This window comes from Streptomyces sp. NPDC015139, from assembly GCF_043079785.1.
In the GTDB taxonomy this organism is placed as follows: Bacteria; Actinomycetota; Actinomycetes; order Streptomycetales; family Streptomycetaceae; genus Streptomyces; species Streptomyces albidocamelliae.
The window spans coordinates 662,515-679,680 of sequence record NZ_JBIBUW010000001.1 but is presented as its reverse complement, the minus strand read 5'-3'; the positions used below and the strand labels follow the sequence as shown (position 1 = coordinate 679,680).

The window sequence follows — 17,166 nt, the reverse complement described above, 5'->3', positions numbered from 1 at the left end:
AACGTGATGGCCGAACAGCAGCCGGAGTCCGGCACCGGGCCCGGCGCCGAGGACCGTCCCGTGCCCCGGGACATGCCCGACCAGCAGGCCCGGCCCGACGAGGACCGGGACGAGGACGGGCGGGACACCCTGTCCGGGGAGCCGGACGGGGACGGCATGCCGGACACCGACGAGGCCGGCAGCGGCCCCAGGGGGGCGCCGCGCTCGGGCACCGTGCACCCGGAACACCCGACACCGGACGAGCCGACGGCCTGAGACGGGCGGCACGGGGCTGCCGCCCGCACCGTCAGCGCGGGGCGCGTTCCTCCAGCGCCGCGCGCCAGGCCGGCAGGCGGTCCTCGCCGAGCGGTTCGGGGCGCCGGCCGCCGCTCGCGAAGAAGTCGGCCAGGGGCAGGATCGCCGCGCCGACGGTGACCGCGTCGGGCCCGAGCCGGCCGAGGTCGATCATCACCTTGTCGGCCGGGTGGCGCAGGGCGTACGTCGTCGCGTGCCGGCGGACCGCGGGCAGGAAGCGGGTGCCGAGCTGGAGCCCGGCCCAGCCGCCGATCAGGATCCGCTCGGGCTGGAAGAGGTTGATCAGGTCGGACAGGCCGGCGCCCAGGTACTCGGCGGTCTCCTCCAGGACGGCCAGTGCGACCGGGTCGGGCGCGGTGCCCTCGGACGGGTACGCGGCGGCCAGCATCGCGGTGAGAGCGGTCTCCTCGTCGGTGCCCTCCGGCGGCCGGCCGCCCTCCTCGCGCCAGCGGGCCAGCAGGGACTCCGCGCCCGCGTACGCCTCCAGACAGCCGGGCGCGCCGCAGCGGCAGCGGCGTCCGCGGACCCGGACCGTCAGATGGCCCCATTCGACGGCCCGCCCGTGCTCCACCTCGGGGGTGACGAGGCAGGCGCCGACGCCGGAGCCGAAGAGGACGACGACGGCGTTGCGGGCACCGCGTCCCGCGCCGAACCACATCTCCGCCTGGCCGAGGGTCTTGGCGCCGTTGTCGATGACGTACGGCACCTCGTCCGGGAGCGGGGAGGTGGCGCGGAGCAGCCGCTCCAGCGGGACCGCGTCCCAGCCGATGGTCTGACCGTGGACGACGGCACCCCGGTCCGGGGTGTGCTCGACGATGCCGGGGACGCCGACGCCGACGCCGAGCAGCCGCTCGGGCACGGCCTGCTCGGAGGTGAGGACCTCGGCGATACCGTCGCGGATGTGGCCGACGATGACGTCCACGTCGTAGCCCTGGGGCGTCAACGGTCGCTCGGTGCGGGCGAGCTCGGTGAGCGCCAGGTCGAACAGCTCGACGCGGACACGGGTTTCGCCGACGTCGACGCCGATCATCTGTCCGCTGTGCGGGGACACCCGCAGCAGCGTGCGCGGCCGGCCGCCGTCGGAGTCGACGCTGCCGGCCTCCTCGACCAGCCCGTCGGCGACGAGGTCCGCGACCACGTTGCTGACCGAGCCGGAGCTCAGGCCGGTGGCCGGCCCGAGCTCGAATCGGCTCAGGGGGCCGTCGAAGTACAGCCGTTGCAGCACCGCCGTGCGGTTGCCCCGCCTCAGGTCGCGTACCGTGCGTCCGTTCCGCCCCGCCATGCGGCTCCCTTCACGAACCCTGCCCGACCTGCAACATACCCCTTCGGGCAGCCCGGGCGCGACATTCGCACAACCCTTAGTTCACGCTATGAGCTAAGACGGGGACACCGGTTCCCGCCGAGGGAGGCGTTCCGCTTGGCCACGAGCACGCCCGGTGCCGGGCGCCGGGGCGCCGGGTCCGGCACGGCGCCCCCTCCCCCGCGGCTCAGCCCGCCGCGTACACGTCCTCTACGTAACGCCCGTCCGCCACCAGCGAGTCGAGCCACCGCTGGGCCGCGGCCTCGTCGGTGCCGGGGGTGCGTTCCCGGTACAGGGTACGGAACGCGTCGCGGACCCCGGGTGCCATGCGGGCGCCGTCGCCGCAGACGTACACCCGGGCCCCGGCGCCGAGCAGCCGCCAGACCTCCTCGGCCTCGGCGGCGATGCGGTGCTGCACGAAGGCGGCGCCGTTCTCGGGTGCGGCGCTGAAGGCGGGACGCAGACGGACCGCGCCGGCCGCCTCGGCGGCGCGGAGTTCCCCGGCGTGCAGGTAGTCCGCGTCGGGGGCGTCGCAGCCGAAGTAGAGCAGCGCGGGCGGGAGTTCCACGCCACGCTCCCGGGCGGCGGCCCGGTCGGCGACGGTACCGCGGAACGGCGCAAGGCCGGTGCCGGCGGCCACCATGACCACCGGTGCCGAGCCGTCGACACGGAAGACCTCGCGACAGGGCTGGACGCGGGCGTGGACGGTGTCGCCGGGGCGGAGGGAGGCGAGATGGCCGGAGCCGGTGCCCCGGTAGCGGCCCTTCCCGGAGCGGGCGGGGGCGTCCAGCACGGAGACCATCAGGTCCGCGTGGTGGGGGTCGGCGGCCGGCGAGGAGGACAGGGAGTAGTGCCGGGGCCGCAGCGGGGTCAGCAGGTCGAGCAGGAGCGCCCAGTCGAGGGCGCCGCGCAGGGCCGGGTGGTCCTCGGCGAGTTCCACCAGGGTGCGGGGGTCGTCCCCGTCCAGGGCGGCGAGGGCGGCACGCTCGGGCGGGCAGGAGTTGGCCCCGGCGAGCAGCGCCAGCTGCCGGGAGGTCGGCCGCTCCTGCAACTCGACGTGGTGGGTGAGGAGTTCCCGGACCCGGACCGGGCGGTCCACCGCGAGGCCGTCGCGGCGCGGGCGGGTGGCCCGGATGTCCAGCACGGCGTCGGGGTCCAGGCCGAACGCGGCGACGGCCCGGTCCACCAGGTCCGGGGCGTTGGCGGGCAGCACGGTGAGGTGGTCGGCGGTGCGGTAGGTGACGCCCTCGGGCAGGGCGACGCGCAGGAACCGCTTGGCGCGCGGGTGCCCGGGCGCGGTGAGGTCGTACGCCTCGGTGACCGTCATCGGCACGAGTCCGTGCCGCTCGGCGAGGGCGTCCAGCGGTCCGCCGGTCACCGGGCGGACCTCGTAGGCGTGGGCGGGCTCGGCCGAGGTGCCGTGCACGGCGTCGGGGTCGCCGTACTCCTGGAGCAGTGCGGTGCACAGGCGGGCCGTGAAGTCCCGGACGGTGCCGCCGAGATCGCCGGAGGCGTCGGCGGCGGCCCGCCCGGTGAGGCGGGTGGCGCCGAGTTCGGCGAGGCGGGCGTCGACGCGGGTGGGGACCTGCTGGTAGGTGGCGGCCCAGTTGCGGTCGCCGACGCCGAGGACGGCGTAGGTCACGCCGGTCAGATCGGGCGTGCCGTCGAGCCACGCGGCGAAGGCGGCGGCGTCGTCGGTGGGGCGGCCGTTGTAGGAGGCGGCGGTGATGACGACGGGCCGGTCCGTGGGCAGTTCGCCGCTGTACGCGTCCAGGGCGGCCACCTCGGTGCCGCAGCCGACGGCGGCGGCCTCGTCGGCGAGCTGGGCGGCGAAGGCGCGGCACGTGCCGTAGTTGCTGCCGTGCAGGAAGAGGGCCCGGGTGCCGGGGCGGACCCGGGCCGGGAGGGCGCCCGCGGCCGTACTCTCCGCGCCCGAACGGGAGTCGGCGCCCGGGAGCGGCGCGTGGACGCGGTCGGCGGTGGTGCGCGGGGTCAGGGTGAGGGGGAGTCCGTCGGGCTTGAGGGTGAGGGTCTCCTTCACCCTGAGCCGGTAGCCCGCGTGGTCGTGCAGCCGGTAGCGGTGGACCAGCATGGCGAGCAGCATGGTCGCCTCGTGCAGCGCGAACTGCCGCCCGATGCAGGCGCGTTCACCGGTGCCGAAGGGCTTGAAGGCGTGCAGGGGGCGGGCGGCCTCCGCCTCGGGCGTGAACCGCTCGGGGTCGAACCGTTCCGGGTTGTCGCCCCACACGGGCCGGCGGTGCAGCATCGGGGTGAGCACGGTGACGGCCTGTCCGGCGCGCAGCGGGATCCGGCCGCCGAGCAGGGTGTCCTCGCGGGCCTGCCGGCTGAAGGCGGCGGCGGTCGGCCACAGCCGCAGCGCCTCGTTGAGCACCTGCCGGGTGTAGGTGAGCCGGCCGATGTCGTCGTACGTCGGCTCCGGGTCGGCGGTGTCGCCCCACAGGGCGTCGGCCTCGCGCTGGACGAGCCGGAGCGCGGCCGGGTTCTCGACGAGGTGGTGCAGGGCGAAGGACATGGCGCCCGAGGTCGTCTCGTGACCGGCGATCAGGAAGGTGATGACCTGGTTGCGGATGTTGGCCGGGTCCAGGGTGGTGCCGTCGCCGGGGTGCGGCGCGCTGAGCATCAGGCCCAGCAGGTCCTCGGCACCGCTCTGGTCGGTCCCGGCGCGGGAGGCGATGACCTCGTCCACGACGCCGGCGAGGTAGTCGGCGTCCGCCCGGAAGGCCTCGTCGGCCGCCGTGTGGTCCGTGCCCGGGGTGCGGGCCAGGCTGGTCATGCTCCACTCCAGGCAGCGGACCATGGCCTCGACGAAGGGGTGCGGCTCGGGCCGCTCGAAGGAGCCGAAGTCGTAGCCGAATCCGGCCAGTCCGATGGTGTCGAGGGTCATCCGGGTCATGTCGTCGGGCACGTCCACGGGCCGCCCGGCCGACGCCGCCCGGTCCCAGGCGTCGATGAGGCGACGGGCCACCCGGAGCATCACGGGGTGGTAGGTGCGCATGGAGCCGAGCGCGAAGGCGGGCATCAGGATGTCGTGGGCCCTGGCCCAGTTGGGTTCGTCGTTGTACGCGGTGAACAGACCGTCGGCGGTGAAGGCGCGCACGTTCTCCAGGGCGGGTCCGACGTGCTTGGCGAACCGGTCCTCGTCGGCGAGGTCGGCGACCAGGTCGGTGTCGGCGACGAACAGCGCGTCCCGGCCGTGCAGCCGGCGCACCAGCACCGGCCCGTGGGCGCGCATCAGCTCCATGACCTGCTGGATGGGGGTGCGGCCGGGTCCGGTGGCGGTGATGTCGACGACGGGCACGGCGGGGAGGGTGCCGGCCGGCTCGGGGTGCGGTGCGGTGGGGGGCATGGCGCGACAACTGCCTTTCGCGGTAACGGAGTACTCCGCTCCAGGGTGGTCCGGCACCGAGGGGGCCGGACGCATCCGCACTACACGTTCGTGCAGTGGAAAGCCGCTCCCGGGGGCTTGCGCGCCGGCCGCCCGTCGCGCCCGCGGGCGGTGAGGTTGCCGCTGACCTGGCCCTTCGTCTTGGATCGTGGGCATGACGATCGTGTGCCATGACGATCGTGCGGCACCACGATCGCCGGGCAGACGATCGCGAGGGCGACGCGGAGGGGCGGTGCGCATGGACATGCGGCAGGGCGACGCCGTGGTCTGGCGCAACCGCGCCATGACCCTGTTCGACCGGGTGTCGGTGCCGGTCGCGGTGTGCGACGCGGAGGGCCTGGTGGTGCTGGCCAATCCGGCGATGGCGGCGGAGTGCGGTACGACACCCGGGCGGCTGCGCGGCCGGCAGGTGCTGGAGCTGTTCCGCCCGCAGGAGGTCACGCAGGTGGAGCGGATCGTGGAGGCGCTGCGGCTGCGCCGCCGGTCCCGTTACCAGGTGTCGGTGTGCTGGCGTGCGCCCTGCGGGAGCGGGCGGTACGGCGAGCTGACGGCGGACCCGGTGAGCGACACCGTGGAGGACACGCCGGCCCTGCTGGTGATGCTGCGGGTGCGGGGCGAGTGCGCCGCCGAGCCCGCGGAGCCCGGGCCGGCGCCGGTCACGTCCGTGGAGGGCCGGGTGCTGGCGCTGCTGGCCGGGGGTGCGACCGGTGCCCGCGCCGCCCGCGAGCTGGGGCTCACGGTGGACGGCGTGAACTACCACCTACGGCGCCTGTCGGCCCGCTGGGGCGCCGCCAACCGCACGGAACTGGTCGCCCGCGCCTACGCCTTGGGCGTGCTCGTCCCGGGGGTGTGGCCACCGGAGACGAGGCCGGACGGAACGGGCTGAGACGCCGGCCGGGGGCGCGGGAACGCGAGCCGGACGACCCCTTCGGAAAATCCGTTCGCACCTTCGCCTTTCGGCTATCTACGCTAGCCAGGAACCTAGGGACCCTAGGTTCCTGGCGCAGGCATCTGGAGGGACCTCCCGTGAGAGCGATCACCGAGCAGGACATCCGCGACTCGTTCGTCAACTGTTCCAAGGGGGAGGCCAAGCGGATGAGCGTGCCGCGCGACCTCGCCGAGCGCCCCTGGGCCGATCTGGACTTCCTGGGCTGGCGGGATCCGGGGGCGCCCGACCGCAGCTGCCTGGTCACCGTGCGCGACGGCCGGCTCGTCGGCGTGGCGCTGCGCTTCCCGTCCTCGCAGCGGGGGTTCCTGCACCGCAGCATGTGCTCGCTCTGCCTGACCACGCATCCCGGCGGCGGGGTGTCGCTGATGACCGCGCGGAAGGCCGGGGCGGCGGGCCGCGAGGGCAACTCGGTCGGCCTGTACATGTGCACCGACCTGGCGTGCTCGCTGTACGTGCGGGGCAAGAAGGTGCCGGAGTCGGGCTCCCGCTTCGGGGAGAGCCTGACGCTGGAGGAGCAGATCGCCCGCACGACGGCCAACCTGTCGGCGTTCGTCGACAAGCTGTACGCCTGACGCCGAAGGGGCCGGGAGGCCGGCGGGCGCCCGCCGCCGTACCTCCGCTCCCCCGCCGGATGGCGGAAAGCCGATCCGTGCAAAATCCCTGAAACCCGCCGGTCCACGCCTCCAAGGCTCTCCTTGCGGTCAGGAACAGTCCTCGATCGGTCACGTTCGACCTACCCGAGGAACGGGAACAGGCCAAGGGATGTACGACGCACAGAAGTGGACCTCGGGACTGTGGCGCCTGGTGAAGCGGTACCGGGAGCCGGTGGTCGTCCAGACGCTGCGGTCGGCCGCGGCGGCGACGGTGGCCTACGTCATCGCGCTGCGGCTCAGCCCGGAGCCGGCCCCCCTGACCGCGCCCCTGACCGCCCTGCTGGTCGTCCAGGTGACCTTCTTCGCGACGCTCACCAACGGCATCCGCCGGGTGAACTCGGTGGTGGCCGGTGTGCTGGTCGCCATCGCCTTCAGCGTGCTCGTGGGACTGACCTGGTGGAGCCTCGCCCTGCTCATCGTGGCGTCGCTGGCCGTCGGCCACCTGGTCCGTGTCGACGAGTACGTGGCCGAGGTGGCGATCAGCGCCATGCTGGTGCTCGGGGTGACCACCGTCGGCTTCACCGCCTGGGCGCGGATCGTGGAGACGCTGATCGGCGCGGTCGTCGGAACGGCCTGCAACCTGCTGCTCCCACCACCGGTGTGGGTCGACGAGGCGGGCCGGTCGATCGAGGACCTGGCACGCCGGGTGCGGCAGTTGATGCTGCGCATGGGCGAGGAGGCCGCGGACCGCATCCCCTGGCAGCAGGCGGCCGCGCGGCTGCACGAGGCACGCCGGCTGGACCACGACATCGTCCGGGTGGACGCGGCGCTGCGGCAGGCCGAGGACAGCCTGCGGCTCAACCCCCGGGTCAAGGAGGGCCTGCTGCACCGGGTCGTGCTGCGCACCGGACTGGACACCCTGGAGATCTGCACGGTGGTCCTGCGGGTGCTGGCGAGGTCGTTCACGGACCTGGCGAAGGCCCGCGGCTCGGAGGAGCTGTTCCCCTCGCGGATCGGCGAGACCGTGGAGCAACTGCTGTCGGAGATCGCCGACGCCGTCGTCAGCTTCGCCGTGCTGGTGACCACCGATCTGAGCGAGAACGCCGAGTCCGCGGAGTCCCGGCTGACGGCGGAGCTGCACACGGCCGCCGGCACCCGTGACCGGCTGGCCGAGCTGCTCCAGGAGGAGATCCGGAAGGACTGGGCGAACTGGCAGCTCATGGGCGCCGTGCTGACCGAGACCACGCGCATCATCGACGAGCTGAACACCGAGCACCGCACCCGCCGTCTGCTGGAGGAGCTGGACCGGGTGTCCCAGGAGCAGCGGGCGAAGCTGCCGCGGATGACCCGGCTGCGCGAACGCCTCGGCGTCCAGGAGGAACTGTGGAACCGTGCGGGGTTCGGCGAGCGTTCTCGGTGAGGAAGGTGCCGGGAGACGGGCCGGCGCCGTGATGCGAGGGGGCGGTCGGATGAGCGGTGCGGCGGTACGGATCGACGGGAACACCCTGAGGCTGCCGGGCGGAGTGGCGGTGCGGTTCATCCGTACGCTGCGGCTGCCCGAGAAGGGCACGCACGCGCTGCCCCCGGGGCTGGGCGAGTTCCCGGTCCGGCGGGTCTCGGACTACCCGGACACGGTTCCGGCGGAGTGGCTGGCGCGCGGCGGTGTGATGCTGCCGGTGTACCTCCGCGAGGCGATGTGGCTGAGCTTCGCCGGTACGACGGAACCGGCCGCGCTCCAGGTCGGCGTGGGCAAGGTGTGCGCGGTGTCCGGCAAGCGGTGGAGCGGCAAGCTGGCCCGGCGCCCGCAGAACTACGTGGTGCTGCCCCGGCAGCCCTGGCTGGACGGCATCAACAGCGGCAAGGGGACGGTCCGCCAGTTCGTCGCCGTGCCGCTGGGTCTGGGCGCGACCGTGGAGGGGCAGGTCACGGGCGAGGAGGTGTGGGGAGGCGTCCAGCTCCAGTCCTTCCCGCTGCGGGACGACGTGCTGGCCGAGTGGCGGCGCCGGGAGGAGGAGCGTCTGGAGCGGGAGCGGCGCACCCGGATGGCGGCCGGACCGGTCGGCGGTTACGGCGCGGCGCAGCCGATGATGGCCGCGCCCGGCTCGGCCCTGCCGCCGCCGGCTCCGGGCGCGGCACCCCGGGCGCCCGGTGCGGCTCCCCGGGCCGCGGCCGCCATGGGGCTGGGCGTCGGCGGCTCGATGCGCCAGGAGGTCTACCAGGACGACCGGCCGCTCAAGGAGTGGTCCGCGAACCCGGCGGGGCGGATCTTCGTGCATCTGGTCACGCCTCCCGAGTGGCGGCGCATCACGGGCGAGGCTCCCCCGCCGTCCCCGGTGGACCGGGCCGCGTACACCCGGGCGGGACTGCCCTGGTTCGACTACTACGACGCGGACGGCGAGGACCTCGCCCCCACGGACACCCTGGGCACGGTCAAGCCGGTGGGCGACTGGCTCGGGGACGACCTGGACCCGTGGCAGGCGCCCTCGCCCGGTCAGGTGCAGCCGCTCAAGGACGCGCCCGGCACACCGGTCGAGGACGGGGACTGGTAGGGCAGGGGTCGAAAAGCGCCGGTTCGGTTGCGCCCCGTGCAACGCCACTTGCCCGGCTTGCCCTTGGCGGCGGGCCGGGGCCAAGGTGGCTGTCACGACCGGGGCGACCGACGAGTTGAGGTACGGCATGGACATGGAGGTAGGGGCGGCACGGCGGCCTCCTCGCCCGGAGCGGTCCCGGGAGCCCGGGGGCGGCTGGACGAGACGCCGGTTCGTCGGTGTCGCGGCGGGCACGGCGGCCGTGGTGGCGGTGCCGTCCCCGGCGGCCCCGCCCTCCGACGGCCGGCCGGCCGAGGAGCGGCGCCCGGCGTCCGCGCCGCCCCGGCGGGCCGCCGGCCCCCATGCGCTGTACCTGGGCACCTACACCTCCGCCGAGGGCGGCGGCACCGGTGTGGGCCTCGCCTCGTACGACCCGGCGACGGGCCGTGTCACCGGGTCCGGAACGCTCACCGGGGTGCCGGATCCGTCGTACCTCGCCGTGCATCCGGACGGCCGGACGCTGTACGCGGTGAACGAGCGGCAGGACGGTGGCGTGACGGCCGTGCGCCTCGCGGACCGGCGGGTCCTCGGCACCCGGAGCACGGGCGGGGCGGGTCCCTGCCATCTGTCCGTGCATCCCGGCGGGCGCTGGCTGCTGAGCGCGAACTACGGGTCGGGCAGCGTCGCCGTGCACCCGATCGCGCCGTCGGGAGCCCTCGGCGAGCGCACCGACCTGGTCACGCACACCTCGCCGCCCCCTGGTCCGGGCCAGCAGGGCCCGCACGCGCACCAGTTCCTCAGCAGCCCGGACGGCGGTCACGCCCTCGCCGTCGACCTGGGCACCGACAGCGTCCACACCTACCGCCTCGACGACCGCGCCGGCACGCTCACCGAGGTGGCGCGGGTGCGCACCCGGCCCGGCGCGGGGCCGCGCCATCTGACCTTCCATCCGGGCGGCCGCCACGCGTACCTGGCCAACGAGGTGGACGACACGGTCACCGTCTGCGCCTACGACCCGGGGACCGGCCGGCTGACGATCGGCGAGCCGCAGTCGACGGGATCGGGCGCCGGCACCAACTACCCGGCACAGCTGCTGGTGACGGCGAACGGCGCGTACGCCTTCCTGGCCAACCGGGGCGACAACAGCATCGCGCGGTACGCCGTCGAGGCGGACGGGGCCCGGCTGCGGCTGCTCGGCACGGTGCCGGTGCGCGGGGACTTCCCGCGGCAGATCGCGTTCTCGCCCGACGGCGGGCTGCTGTTCGCGGCGAACCAGCGGTCCGGCACGGTCACCGTCTTCGGCGTCGACCCGGTGGGCGGCGAACTCCGCCCGGCCGGTGAGCCGTTCGCGTCACCCGTCGCCGTCTGCGCGCTGCCGCTGTAGCGTCCGGGGGCAGCCGGCGGCACTCGCCTGCGCCAGCAGGACGTGCATGCGCTCGGTGAGCTCGGCGACCCCGTCCGCGGGCGCGTGGAAGGGCAGCCGTACGTCGCCGTGGGCGCGGGTGCGTTCGATGCGCAGGGTCAGCCCGTGCCGGTCGACGGCGAGCGGTGCCACCCTCGTCGCGGCGTGCAGGCTCTCCGGCCGGACCAGGCGGGTGAGCCGCTCGACGGCGTCCGGGTGGGCGTCCGCCAGATGGGTGAGCAGCCCGGACTCGGCATGGGCGAGGGGGTCGGGCCGGGCGGCGGTGAACTCGTCGAGGTCCACGACCACGGCTCCGTCGGACTGCCGCAGCAGGATCCGGTGGGGCCGCAGCACCAGGGAGCCGTCTGCGGGCTCGAACCAGCCGGAGAGCCAGAGCCGGGCGCGGACGCGGTTGCGCACGGGCACGGGGGCGACGTCGGCGAACTCCAGCACCGCCGAAGGCTCCTGGCGCGGTGCGCACAGGACCGCCCCGATCAGGGCGCTGTCGTCGGGCACGGTCAGCCGGACCTCGCCCTCGTCGGTCACGGTGTGCGCGCCGACGTACTCCTCGCGGGCGCCGTCCGCGGTCACCGCGCACGACCACGCGGCGGCCAGCACCGATCGCGCCCGCTCCGCCGCGCCGGGGGCGGCCGTCCAGTCCTGCGTGTCACCCATGCCGGGACCTCCTTAGGTAAGCCTTGCCTAACCTATCGAAGATCGGGGCGCACGCCAACCACGCGCCACCGGCGACGGCGTGGGAGCCGGTCTCAGGCGATGACACCCAGCAGCGCGCGGGCGCACAGGTCGCGCACCTCTTCCAGGGTCAACTCCCCCTCGCGCAGCCACTCCAGGCACACCGCCGTGGTGAAGGCGAGCCAGCCGCGGACCGCCAGCCGCACCCGCGGGAGGGCCGAGAAGTCCGGCCCGAACTCGGGGTCGGCCGCGAGCGCGGCCAGGATCTGCCGCTCCTGCGCCGCCAGGGACCGCTGGTAGACCCGTCGCACGGCCTGGTCCCCCGCGGCGTCGGCGCGGTGGAAGGCGCGGAAACCGTGGGCATGGGCCTGGACGTATGCGAGCCAGGTGTCGAGGCCCGCGGTGAGCTGCTCCCGGGCCGGCACGCCGGGCAGGGCCGCCGTCATGCGGAGCATCCGCTCGCTCTCCCGCTCCACGACGGCGGCGAAGAAGTCCCGTTTGGTCGGGAAGTAGTGGTACAGCAGCCCGCGGGAGACCCCGGCGATCTCGGCGACCTGCTCGATCCACACCTCGTCGTAGGGACTCTCCGAGAACAGCTTCGCGCCGACCGACAGCAACTGCTCACGGCGCTCTGCGGTGCTGAGTCTGCGCCGGGCGCGCTCCCCCTGGTTCGCGGACATGCCGTCACCTTACTTGACGTCGGTTCAACAGGCGGACCACACTGAAACCCGCTATTGAACTCACGTACAACACACGCGCACAGGTTCAACGGTCCGCTGGGTCAAGGGAGATCGCGTCATGGCGGAGACGAGGGAGTCCGGACTGCCGAAGGGTTTCCGGAGCGCCGAGCAGGGCTGGCCCGAGCTGCACCGCATCCCGCATCCGCCGCACCGTGTGCCGCTCCTCGGTGATGTACTCGGGGCCGACCGGCGCCGGCCGGTCCAGGACTCCATGCGGTACGCGCGCGAGCTGGGGCCGATCTTCCGGCGGCGGGCCTTCGGCAAGGAATTCGTGTTCGTGTGGGGCGCGCCGCTCGCCGCCGACATCGCGGACGAGGCCCGGTTCGCCAAGCACGTCGGTCTGGGCATCGCCAATCTGCGGCCCATCGCCGGGGACGGTCTGTTCACCGCCTACAACCACGAGCCGAACTGGCAGCTCGCCCATGACGTGCTGGCGCCCGGGTTCAGCCGTGAGGCCATGGAGACCTACCACGGGATGATGCTGGCGGTCGCCGGCCGGCTGACCGACCACTGGGACCGCGAGACGGCGGCCGGACGCACGGTGGACGCGCCCGGGGACATGACCAAGCTGACCCTGGAGACGATCGCGCGCACCGGGTTCGGGCACGACTTCGGCTCCTTCGAGCGGGACCGGCCGCATCCCTTCGTCTCGGCGATGGTCGGCACGCTCACCTACGCGCAGCGGCTCAACAGCGTGCCCGGACCGCTGGCGCCGCTGCTGCTGCGGACCGCCGCCCGGCGCAACGCGGCCGACATGGCCTGCCTCAACCGCACCGTCGACGGCCTGGTGGCCGACCGGAGCCGGTCCGGGGGCGGTGGCGGGGACCTGCTGGACCGCATGCTGGAGACGGCCCACCCCGAGACGGGCGAACGGCTGTCGGCGGAGAACGTCCGCAAGCAGGTGATCACGTTCCTGGTGGCGGGCCACGAGACCACCTCGGGCGCGCTCTCCTTCGCCCTGTACTACCTCGCCCGGCACCCCGAGATCGCCGCCCGGGCGCGCGCCGAGGTGGACCGGGTCTGGGGCGGCACCGCGCAGCCCGGCTACGAGCAGGTCGCCAAGCTGCGCTACGTCCGCCGGGTGCTGGACGAGACCTTGCGGCTCTGGCCGACCGCACCGGCCTTCGCCCGGGAGGCCCGGGACGACACCGTGCTCGCCGGTGAGCATCCGATGCGGCGGGGCGCGTGGGCGCTGGTGCTCACGCCGATGCTGCACCGCGAGCCGGAGGTGTGGGGCGACGACGCCGAGCGGTTCGACCCGGACCGGTTCGACGCCAAGGCCGTGCGGGCCCGGCCGCCGCACACCTTCAAGCCGTTCGGCACCGGGGCCCGCGCGTGCATCGGCCGCCAGTTCGCCCTGCACGAGGCGACCCTGGTCCTCGGCCTGCTGCTGCGCCGCTACGACCTGGGGATCGACCCGGGCTACCGGCTGGCGGTCACCGAGCGGCTGACCCTGATGCCGGACGGTCTGCGGCTCCGGCTGGACCGGCGCCCCACCCCGGCGTCCGCCCCGGCGCTACCGGTCACGGTCCCGGACGGCGCCGACGGACCGGCCGGCTGCCCGGTACACCGAACGGACGACTGACGCGGGCGGCCCCGATCCGGGGGGACGGCTCCGGCGGACCGGTCCGCCGCCGGGTGGACAGGGCGGGTGGGCGACCGGCCGCGGTCGCCGGACAGCACCGCTCATCGGCTGCGCCGTGCGGGCGGCGGACACGGGCCGGTCCCGGGACGGCCCCACCCGGTCAGCCCGCTGCCTGGTGCATCGGACGGCCGAGTGACAACGGCAGGCACTCAGCCCGCCGCAGGCACCGGCGGCTCGGTCCGCCGCCCGGCACGCCGAGCCGGCACACGGCCGTCCCGGGTCAGCCCGCCGCCCAGTGGGCCGGGCGGGCGAGTGCCTCGGGGAGTCTGGTGGCGGCGTTGCCCCGGGCACCGTCGAGTTGGGGCTGGGTGAGAAAGAAGGCGTCGGTGAGGTCCGCGTCGGACAGGTCGGCGTCCCGCAGATCGGCGCCGATCATGTCCGCGCCGCGCAGATCGGCACCGGTGAGGTCGGCGGCGATGAGCAGGGCACCGCGCAGGCTCGCCTCCCGCAGGTCGGCGCCCCTGAGGCGGGCGCCGATGAGGTCCGCGCCCCTGCGGTCCTTGCCGCCGCCCTTTCCGCCCTTCCTGGTGGCGCCGGGCCGGGCCAGCTCGCTGGTGCGCAGGAGGAGGACGTTGATCTCCTGGCGGTGCGCGGCCACGTCGAGGGCCGCCAGTTCCTCGGGGCCCTGCCGGGTGAGCGCGTCGGTCCGCTCCAGGGCCCGCCGCAGCTCGGGGTGGACGGGCCGGGCGGCGGGCATGCGCAGCGCCTCCGCCAGGTACCACAGGAGTTCGTGCAGCTGCCGGACGACCGGGAAGACGTCGACCATCCGCCGCGCGTCCTTCTTCGCGCCCGTCCGCCAGTCCTGCCCGCCGAAGGTGACCTGCGAGACCTTCTGACCGGCGCCGAAGCAGTCGTAGACCGTGCAGCCGGTGAAGCCCTTGCCGCGCAGGTCGGCGTGGATGCCGCAGCGGTGGTCGGACCCCAGGTTCGGACAGGGCGTGCCCGCGGGCTTGTTCAGCGCGAAGTCGGAGGAGCGGGCGAAGGGCAGGGCGACGCAGCACAGCCCGAAGCACTGTGCGCAGTCGCCGCGCAGGTCGGAGGGGTCGATCGTGTGGTCCGGCATGCACCCCACCCTACTGACCTGCGAACCGCCCCCGAACCCCGTACGGCACCCGTCGGCGCCCCCCGTGCGTCACACCTCGTCGCGGGCCAGCGCCAGCAGCCGGTCGAGGACGCGGGGCGCGCCCGCGCGCAGGCCGTCGTGCTCGAACTCGTCGGTGACCCAGGTGCGCAGTCCCCGGATCGCGCGGGCCGTCTGCAGGGAGTGGGCGGTGTCGACGTACATGTCGTCGTGGTAGACGGCGGCCACCACCGGGACGTCGTTGGCGGCGAGGCGCGCGGGGTCGTACAGCGGCCGCCAGTCGGTGCGGGCGGCGAGCAGGCCCGCCGTCTCCCGCAGGGGGCGCAGGGCCGGGTCGGCGTCGAACATCCACGGGTGGACCGTCTCGCCGGTGAACAGGACGGGGGCGTCGCCCGCGAGCGCCTTCGCCGCGTCGAACTGCGGGAACTCGGCGCGGACACGTTCGGCGGCCCAGTCGGTGGGGCGGCCGTCCTGACCGTAGATCGACTCGTGGACGAGGGCGTACAGGGGGTGGCCCGCGTACGACAGCAGCGCCTGGACCTGTTCCTGGAACGCGTCGGAGAGGTCGGGCCCGCCGGGGGTGCGCACGAAGGCGTCCTCCAGGAGGTGGTGCAGCCGGTGGCTGCCGTCGCTCGCGCCGAGCATCAGGCCGAGGGACTGGAAGGCCTCCACGGTGAGGCGGTAGCCGTTCGGCAGGACCACGTCGTGGGTGAGGAGGTGGTCGGCGACACGGCGGGCCCGCTCGACGTCCTGCGGATAGCGGGCGTAGTGCGCGCCGACCTTCCGCTCGACGCGCGGGTAGGCGGCGCGGTAGACGTCGTCGGCGTGGGCGTCGAGCGAGGGCAGCCCGCCGGTGATCACGGCCGTCTCCAGGCCCTCGGGGGCGAGGGAGAGGTACGACACCGTGCAGAAGCCGCCGAAGCTCTGGCCGAGCACGGTCCACGGGGCGCCGCCGGTGACCTGCGGGCGGATGGCCTCGCAGTCGCGGACGATGGCGTCGGCCCGGAAGTGGGCGAGATAGCCGGCCTGCTCGGCGGGGCCGCCGCGCAGCGGGAGCGTCTGCCGGGTGGCGGGCGTGGAGCTGCCCGTGCCGCGCTGGTCCAGCAGCAGGACGCGGTACTCCTTCAGGGCCCGGTCGAGCCAGGCCTGCCGTCCGACGAAACGATTCGCCCCGAAGCCGGGTCCACCCTGCAGGTACAGCAGCCAGGGCAGGTCCTGGTCCGCCTTGTCGCTCGCGACCGCCTCGCGGGCGTACAGCTCGATGGTCTCGCCGCCCGGGTCGGCGTGGTCGAGGGGCACGGTGAAGCGGCGGTCGGTGAGGACGACGCCCGGCTGGCGGTAGCTGAGGCTCAACGGGTCTCCCGGGACGGATGGGATGGACGCGTCCCAGTTCAGCACATGACCGGGTGCGGGCCGACCCCCGGGATCATGGATTGTTACTGAACTTCCGGTCAGCGGGACGCGAGGCTGGAACGGCGCACGACCAGCTCCGGCTGGAGCACCACCCGGCGGTGTTCGTGGACCCGCCGCCCCTCCCCCTGCTCGGTCTCCTCCAGCAGCAGTTCGGCGGCCAGGGCCCCCATGGTGACGGCGGGCTGCCGCACCGAGGTCAGCGGTACGGCGGCGGCCGCGGCGAACTCGATGTCGTCGTAGCCGACGATGGCGAGGTCGTCCGGGACGGTGACGCCCGCCGCGTACAGGGCCTGCAGGACGCCGAGGGCGAGCAGGTCGTTGGCGCAGAAGACGGCGGTGGGGCGCTCCGCGAGGCCGAGCAGCCGGGCGCCGGCGTCCCGGCCGGCGGCGACGTCGAGGCGCTCGGTGAGCAGCTCGCGCAGCGCGTCGGGGCCGAGCCCGGCTTCGGCGAGGGCGTTCAGGGCGCCGGTACGGCGGTCGCGGACCTGGTTCAGCCCGGGCGGGCCGCTGACGTAGGCGAGGGACCGGTGCCCGGCGTCCACCAGATGGCGGACCGCGAGGGCACCGCCCGCCACGTCGTCCACGGAGACCGAGCACTCGGTGGCACCCTCGGCGACCCGGTCGACGAGGACGAACGGGATGCCGTGCCGCCGGAAGGACTCGATGTTGCGGCCGGTCGCGTCCGCCGGGGTGAGCAGCACGCCGCGCACCCGCTGCTCGGCGAAGAGCGACAGGTAGTCGGCCTCCTCGGCAGCGTTCTGGGCGCTGTTGCACACCATCACGCCGAGTCCCGCCTCCCGGGCCGCACGCTCGGCACCGCGCGCCACGTCCACGAAGAACGGGTTGCCCATGTCGAGCACCAGCAGCCCCATGATCCGGCTGCGGCCCGCACGGAGCTGGCGCGCGGACTCGCTGCGGACGTAGCCGAGCCGGTCGATCGCGGACTGCACGCGTGCGCGGGTCTCGTCGGCGACCGTGTCCGGGCGGTTGATGACGTTGGACACCGTGCCCACCGACACTCCGGCGGCGCGGGCGACGTCCTTGATACCCACCGACTGGGCCATCGGGCTTCGGACCTCCAGGATGACGAGGGGCGGTGGGCGGGCCTTCACATTACCGGCA

General features: G+C 74.5%; 14 protein-coding genes. 7 read left to right on the top strand and 7 right to left on the bottom strand.

Annotation, left to right across the window (positions count from 1 at the left end):
- Window positions 1-6: 6 nt before the first annotated feature.
- A complete protein-coding gene (locus tag ACF08B_RS02995; protein ID WP_392315755.1) occupies window positions 7-255 on the top strand; it encodes a hypothetical protein in 249 nt (82 codons plus the stop codon).
- Window positions 256-286: 31 nt separating this feature from the next.
- Here the strand turns inward: ACF08B_RS02995 and ACF08B_RS02990 are convergent, their stop codons facing one another.
- The gene (locus ACF08B_RS02990; protein WP_392315754.1) at window positions 287-1,576 is read right to left on the bottom strand and encodes an ROK family protein; all 1,290 of its coding nucleotides are present in this window, start codon (window positions 1,574-1,576) and stop codon (window positions 287-289) included.
- A gap of 205 nt (window positions 1,577-1,781) precedes the next feature.
- Window positions 1,782-4,961, bottom strand: a complete 3,180-nt coding sequence (locus ACF08B_RS02985; RefSeq protein WP_392315753.1) for a cytochrome P450 — start codon at window positions 4,959-4,961, stop codon at window positions 1,782-1,784.
- A gap of 277 nt (window positions 4,962-5,238) precedes the next feature.
- On the opposite strand from ACF08B_RS02985, the gene ACF08B_RS02980 reads away from it, so the two are divergent.
- The 5 genes from ACF08B_RS02980 (at window position 5,239) to ACF08B_RS02960 (ending at window position 10,454) form a co-directional block, all read left to right on the top strand.
- Window positions 5,239-5,886 (top strand): PAS domain-containing protein, encoded by a 648-nt coding sequence (locus ACF08B_RS02980; protein ID WP_392315752.1) that lies wholly within the window; start codon window positions 5,239-5,241, stop codon window positions 5,884-5,886.
- 140 nt (window positions 5,887-6,026) lie between these two features.
- On the top strand, window positions 6,027-6,521 hold the full coding sequence (locus ACF08B_RS02975) for an FBP domain-containing protein (protein ID WP_392315751.1): 495 nt from the start codon (window positions 6,027-6,029) through the stop codon (window positions 6,519-6,521).
- 190 nt (window positions 6,522-6,711) lie between these two features.
- The gene (locus ACF08B_RS02970) at window positions 6,712-7,962 is read left to right on the top strand and encodes an aromatic acid exporter family protein (RefSeq protein ID WP_176985480.1); all 1,251 of its coding nucleotides are present in this window, start codon (window positions 6,712-6,714) and stop codon (window positions 7,960-7,962) included.
- Between the two features lie 49 nt (window positions 7,963-8,011).
- Window positions 8,012-9,091 (top strand): hypothetical protein, encoded by a 1,080-nt coding sequence (locus tag ACF08B_RS02965; RefSeq protein ID WP_392315750.1) that lies wholly within the window; start codon window positions 8,012-8,014, stop codon window positions 9,089-9,091.
- Window positions 9,092-9,224: 133 nt separating this feature from the next.
- Window positions 9,225-10,454 (top strand): lactonase family protein, encoded by a 1,230-nt coding sequence (locus ACF08B_RS02960; RefSeq protein WP_392316027.1) that lies wholly within the window; start codon window positions 9,225-9,227, stop codon window positions 10,452-10,454.
- On the opposite strand, the gene ACF08B_RS02955 is transcribed toward ACF08B_RS02960, so the two are convergent.
- Complete coding sequence (locus ACF08B_RS02955; protein ID WP_392315749.1) at window positions 10,422-11,147, bottom strand: DUF2470 domain-containing protein; 726 nt, start codon at window positions 11,145-11,147, stop codon at window positions 10,422-10,424. The two genes, ACF08B_RS02960 and ACF08B_RS02955, sit on opposite strands and share 33 nt — an antisense overlap.
- Before the next feature lie 92 nt (window positions 11,148-11,239).
- On the bottom strand, window positions 11,240-11,845 hold the full coding sequence (locus tag ACF08B_RS02950; RefSeq protein ID WP_392315748.1) for a TetR/AcrR family transcriptional regulator: 606 nt from the start codon (window positions 11,843-11,845) through the stop codon (window positions 11,240-11,242).
- 118 nt (window positions 11,846-11,963) lie between these two features.
- Between ACF08B_RS02950 and ACF08B_RS02945 the strand changes: the two genes are divergently transcribed.
- Entirely contained in the window at window positions 11,964-13,490 is a 1,527-nt protein-coding gene (locus ACF08B_RS02945) for a cytochrome P450 (RefSeq protein WP_392315747.1), read from the top strand.
- A gap of 280 nt (window positions 13,491-13,770) precedes the next feature.
- On the opposite strand, the gene ACF08B_RS02940 is transcribed toward ACF08B_RS02945, so the two are convergent.
- The 3 genes from ACF08B_RS02940 to ACF08B_RS02930 form a co-directional block, all read right to left on the bottom strand.
- On the bottom strand, window positions 13,771-14,613 hold the full coding sequence (locus ACF08B_RS02940) for a pentapeptide repeat-containing protein (protein ID WP_392315746.1): 843 nt from the start codon (window positions 14,611-14,613) through the stop codon (window positions 13,771-13,773).
- 69 nt (window positions 14,614-14,682) lie between these two features.
- Window positions 14,683-15,984 (bottom strand): alpha/beta fold hydrolase, encoded by a 1,302-nt coding sequence (locus ACF08B_RS02935; protein ID WP_392315745.1) that lies wholly within the window; start codon window positions 15,982-15,984, stop codon window positions 14,683-14,685.
- Window positions 15,985-16,082: 98 nt separating this feature from the next.
- Window positions 16,083-17,108, bottom strand: coding sequence for a LacI family DNA-binding transcriptional regulator (locus tag ACF08B_RS02930; RefSeq protein WP_392315744.1), 1,026 nt, complete (start codon window positions 17,106-17,108; stop codon window positions 16,083-16,085).
- Window positions 17,109-17,166 lie beyond the last annotated feature (58 nt).

Bases quoted from the DNA above. Each gene is read 5' to 3' on its own strand.
- ACF08B_RS02995 (WP_392315755.1), top strand. From the start codon at position 7: ATGGCCGAACAGCAGCCGGAGTCCGGCACCGGGCCCGGCGCCGAGGAC.
- ACF08B_RS02990 (WP_392315754.1), bottom strand. From the start codon at position 1,576: ATGGCGGGGCGGAACGGACGCACGGTACGCGACCTGAGGCGGGGCAAC.
- ACF08B_RS02985 (WP_392315753.1), bottom strand. From the start codon at position 4,961: ATGCCCCCCACCGCACCGCACCCCGAGCCGGCCGGCACCCTCCCCGCC.
- ACF08B_RS02980 (WP_392315752.1), top strand. From the start codon at position 5,239: ATGGACATGCGGCAGGGCGACGCCGTGGTCTGGCGCAACCGCGCCATG.
- ACF08B_RS02970 (WP_176985480.1), top strand. From the start codon at position 6,712: ATGTACGACGCACAGAAGTGGACCTCGGGACTGTGGCGCCTGGTGAAG.
- ACF08B_RS02965 (WP_392315750.1), top strand. From the start codon at position 8,012: ATGAGCGGTGCGGCGGTACGGATCGACGGGAACACCCTGAGGCTGCCG.
- ACF08B_RS02960 (WP_392316027.1), top strand. From the start codon at position 9,225: ATGGAGGTAGGGGCGGCACGGCGGCCTCCTCGCCCGGAGCGGTCCCGG.
- ACF08B_RS02955 (WP_392315749.1), bottom strand. From the start codon at position 11,147: ATGGGTGACACGCAGGACTGGACGGCCGCCCCCGGCGCGGCGGAGCGG.
- ACF08B_RS02950 (WP_392315748.1), bottom strand. From the start codon at position 11,845: ATGTCCGCGAACCAGGGGGAGCGCGCCCGGCGCAGACTCAGCACCGCA.
- ACF08B_RS02945 (WP_392315747.1), top strand. From the start codon at position 11,964: ATGGCGGAGACGAGGGAGTCCGGACTGCCGAAGGGTTTCCGGAGCGCC.
- ACF08B_RS02940 (WP_392315746.1), bottom strand. From the start codon at position 14,613: ATGCCGGACCACACGATCGACCCCTCCGACCTGCGCGGCGACTGCGCA.
- ACF08B_RS02930 (WP_392315744.1), bottom strand. From the start codon at position 17,108: ATGGCCCAGTCGGTGGGTATCAAGGACGTCGCCCGCGCCGCCGGAGTG.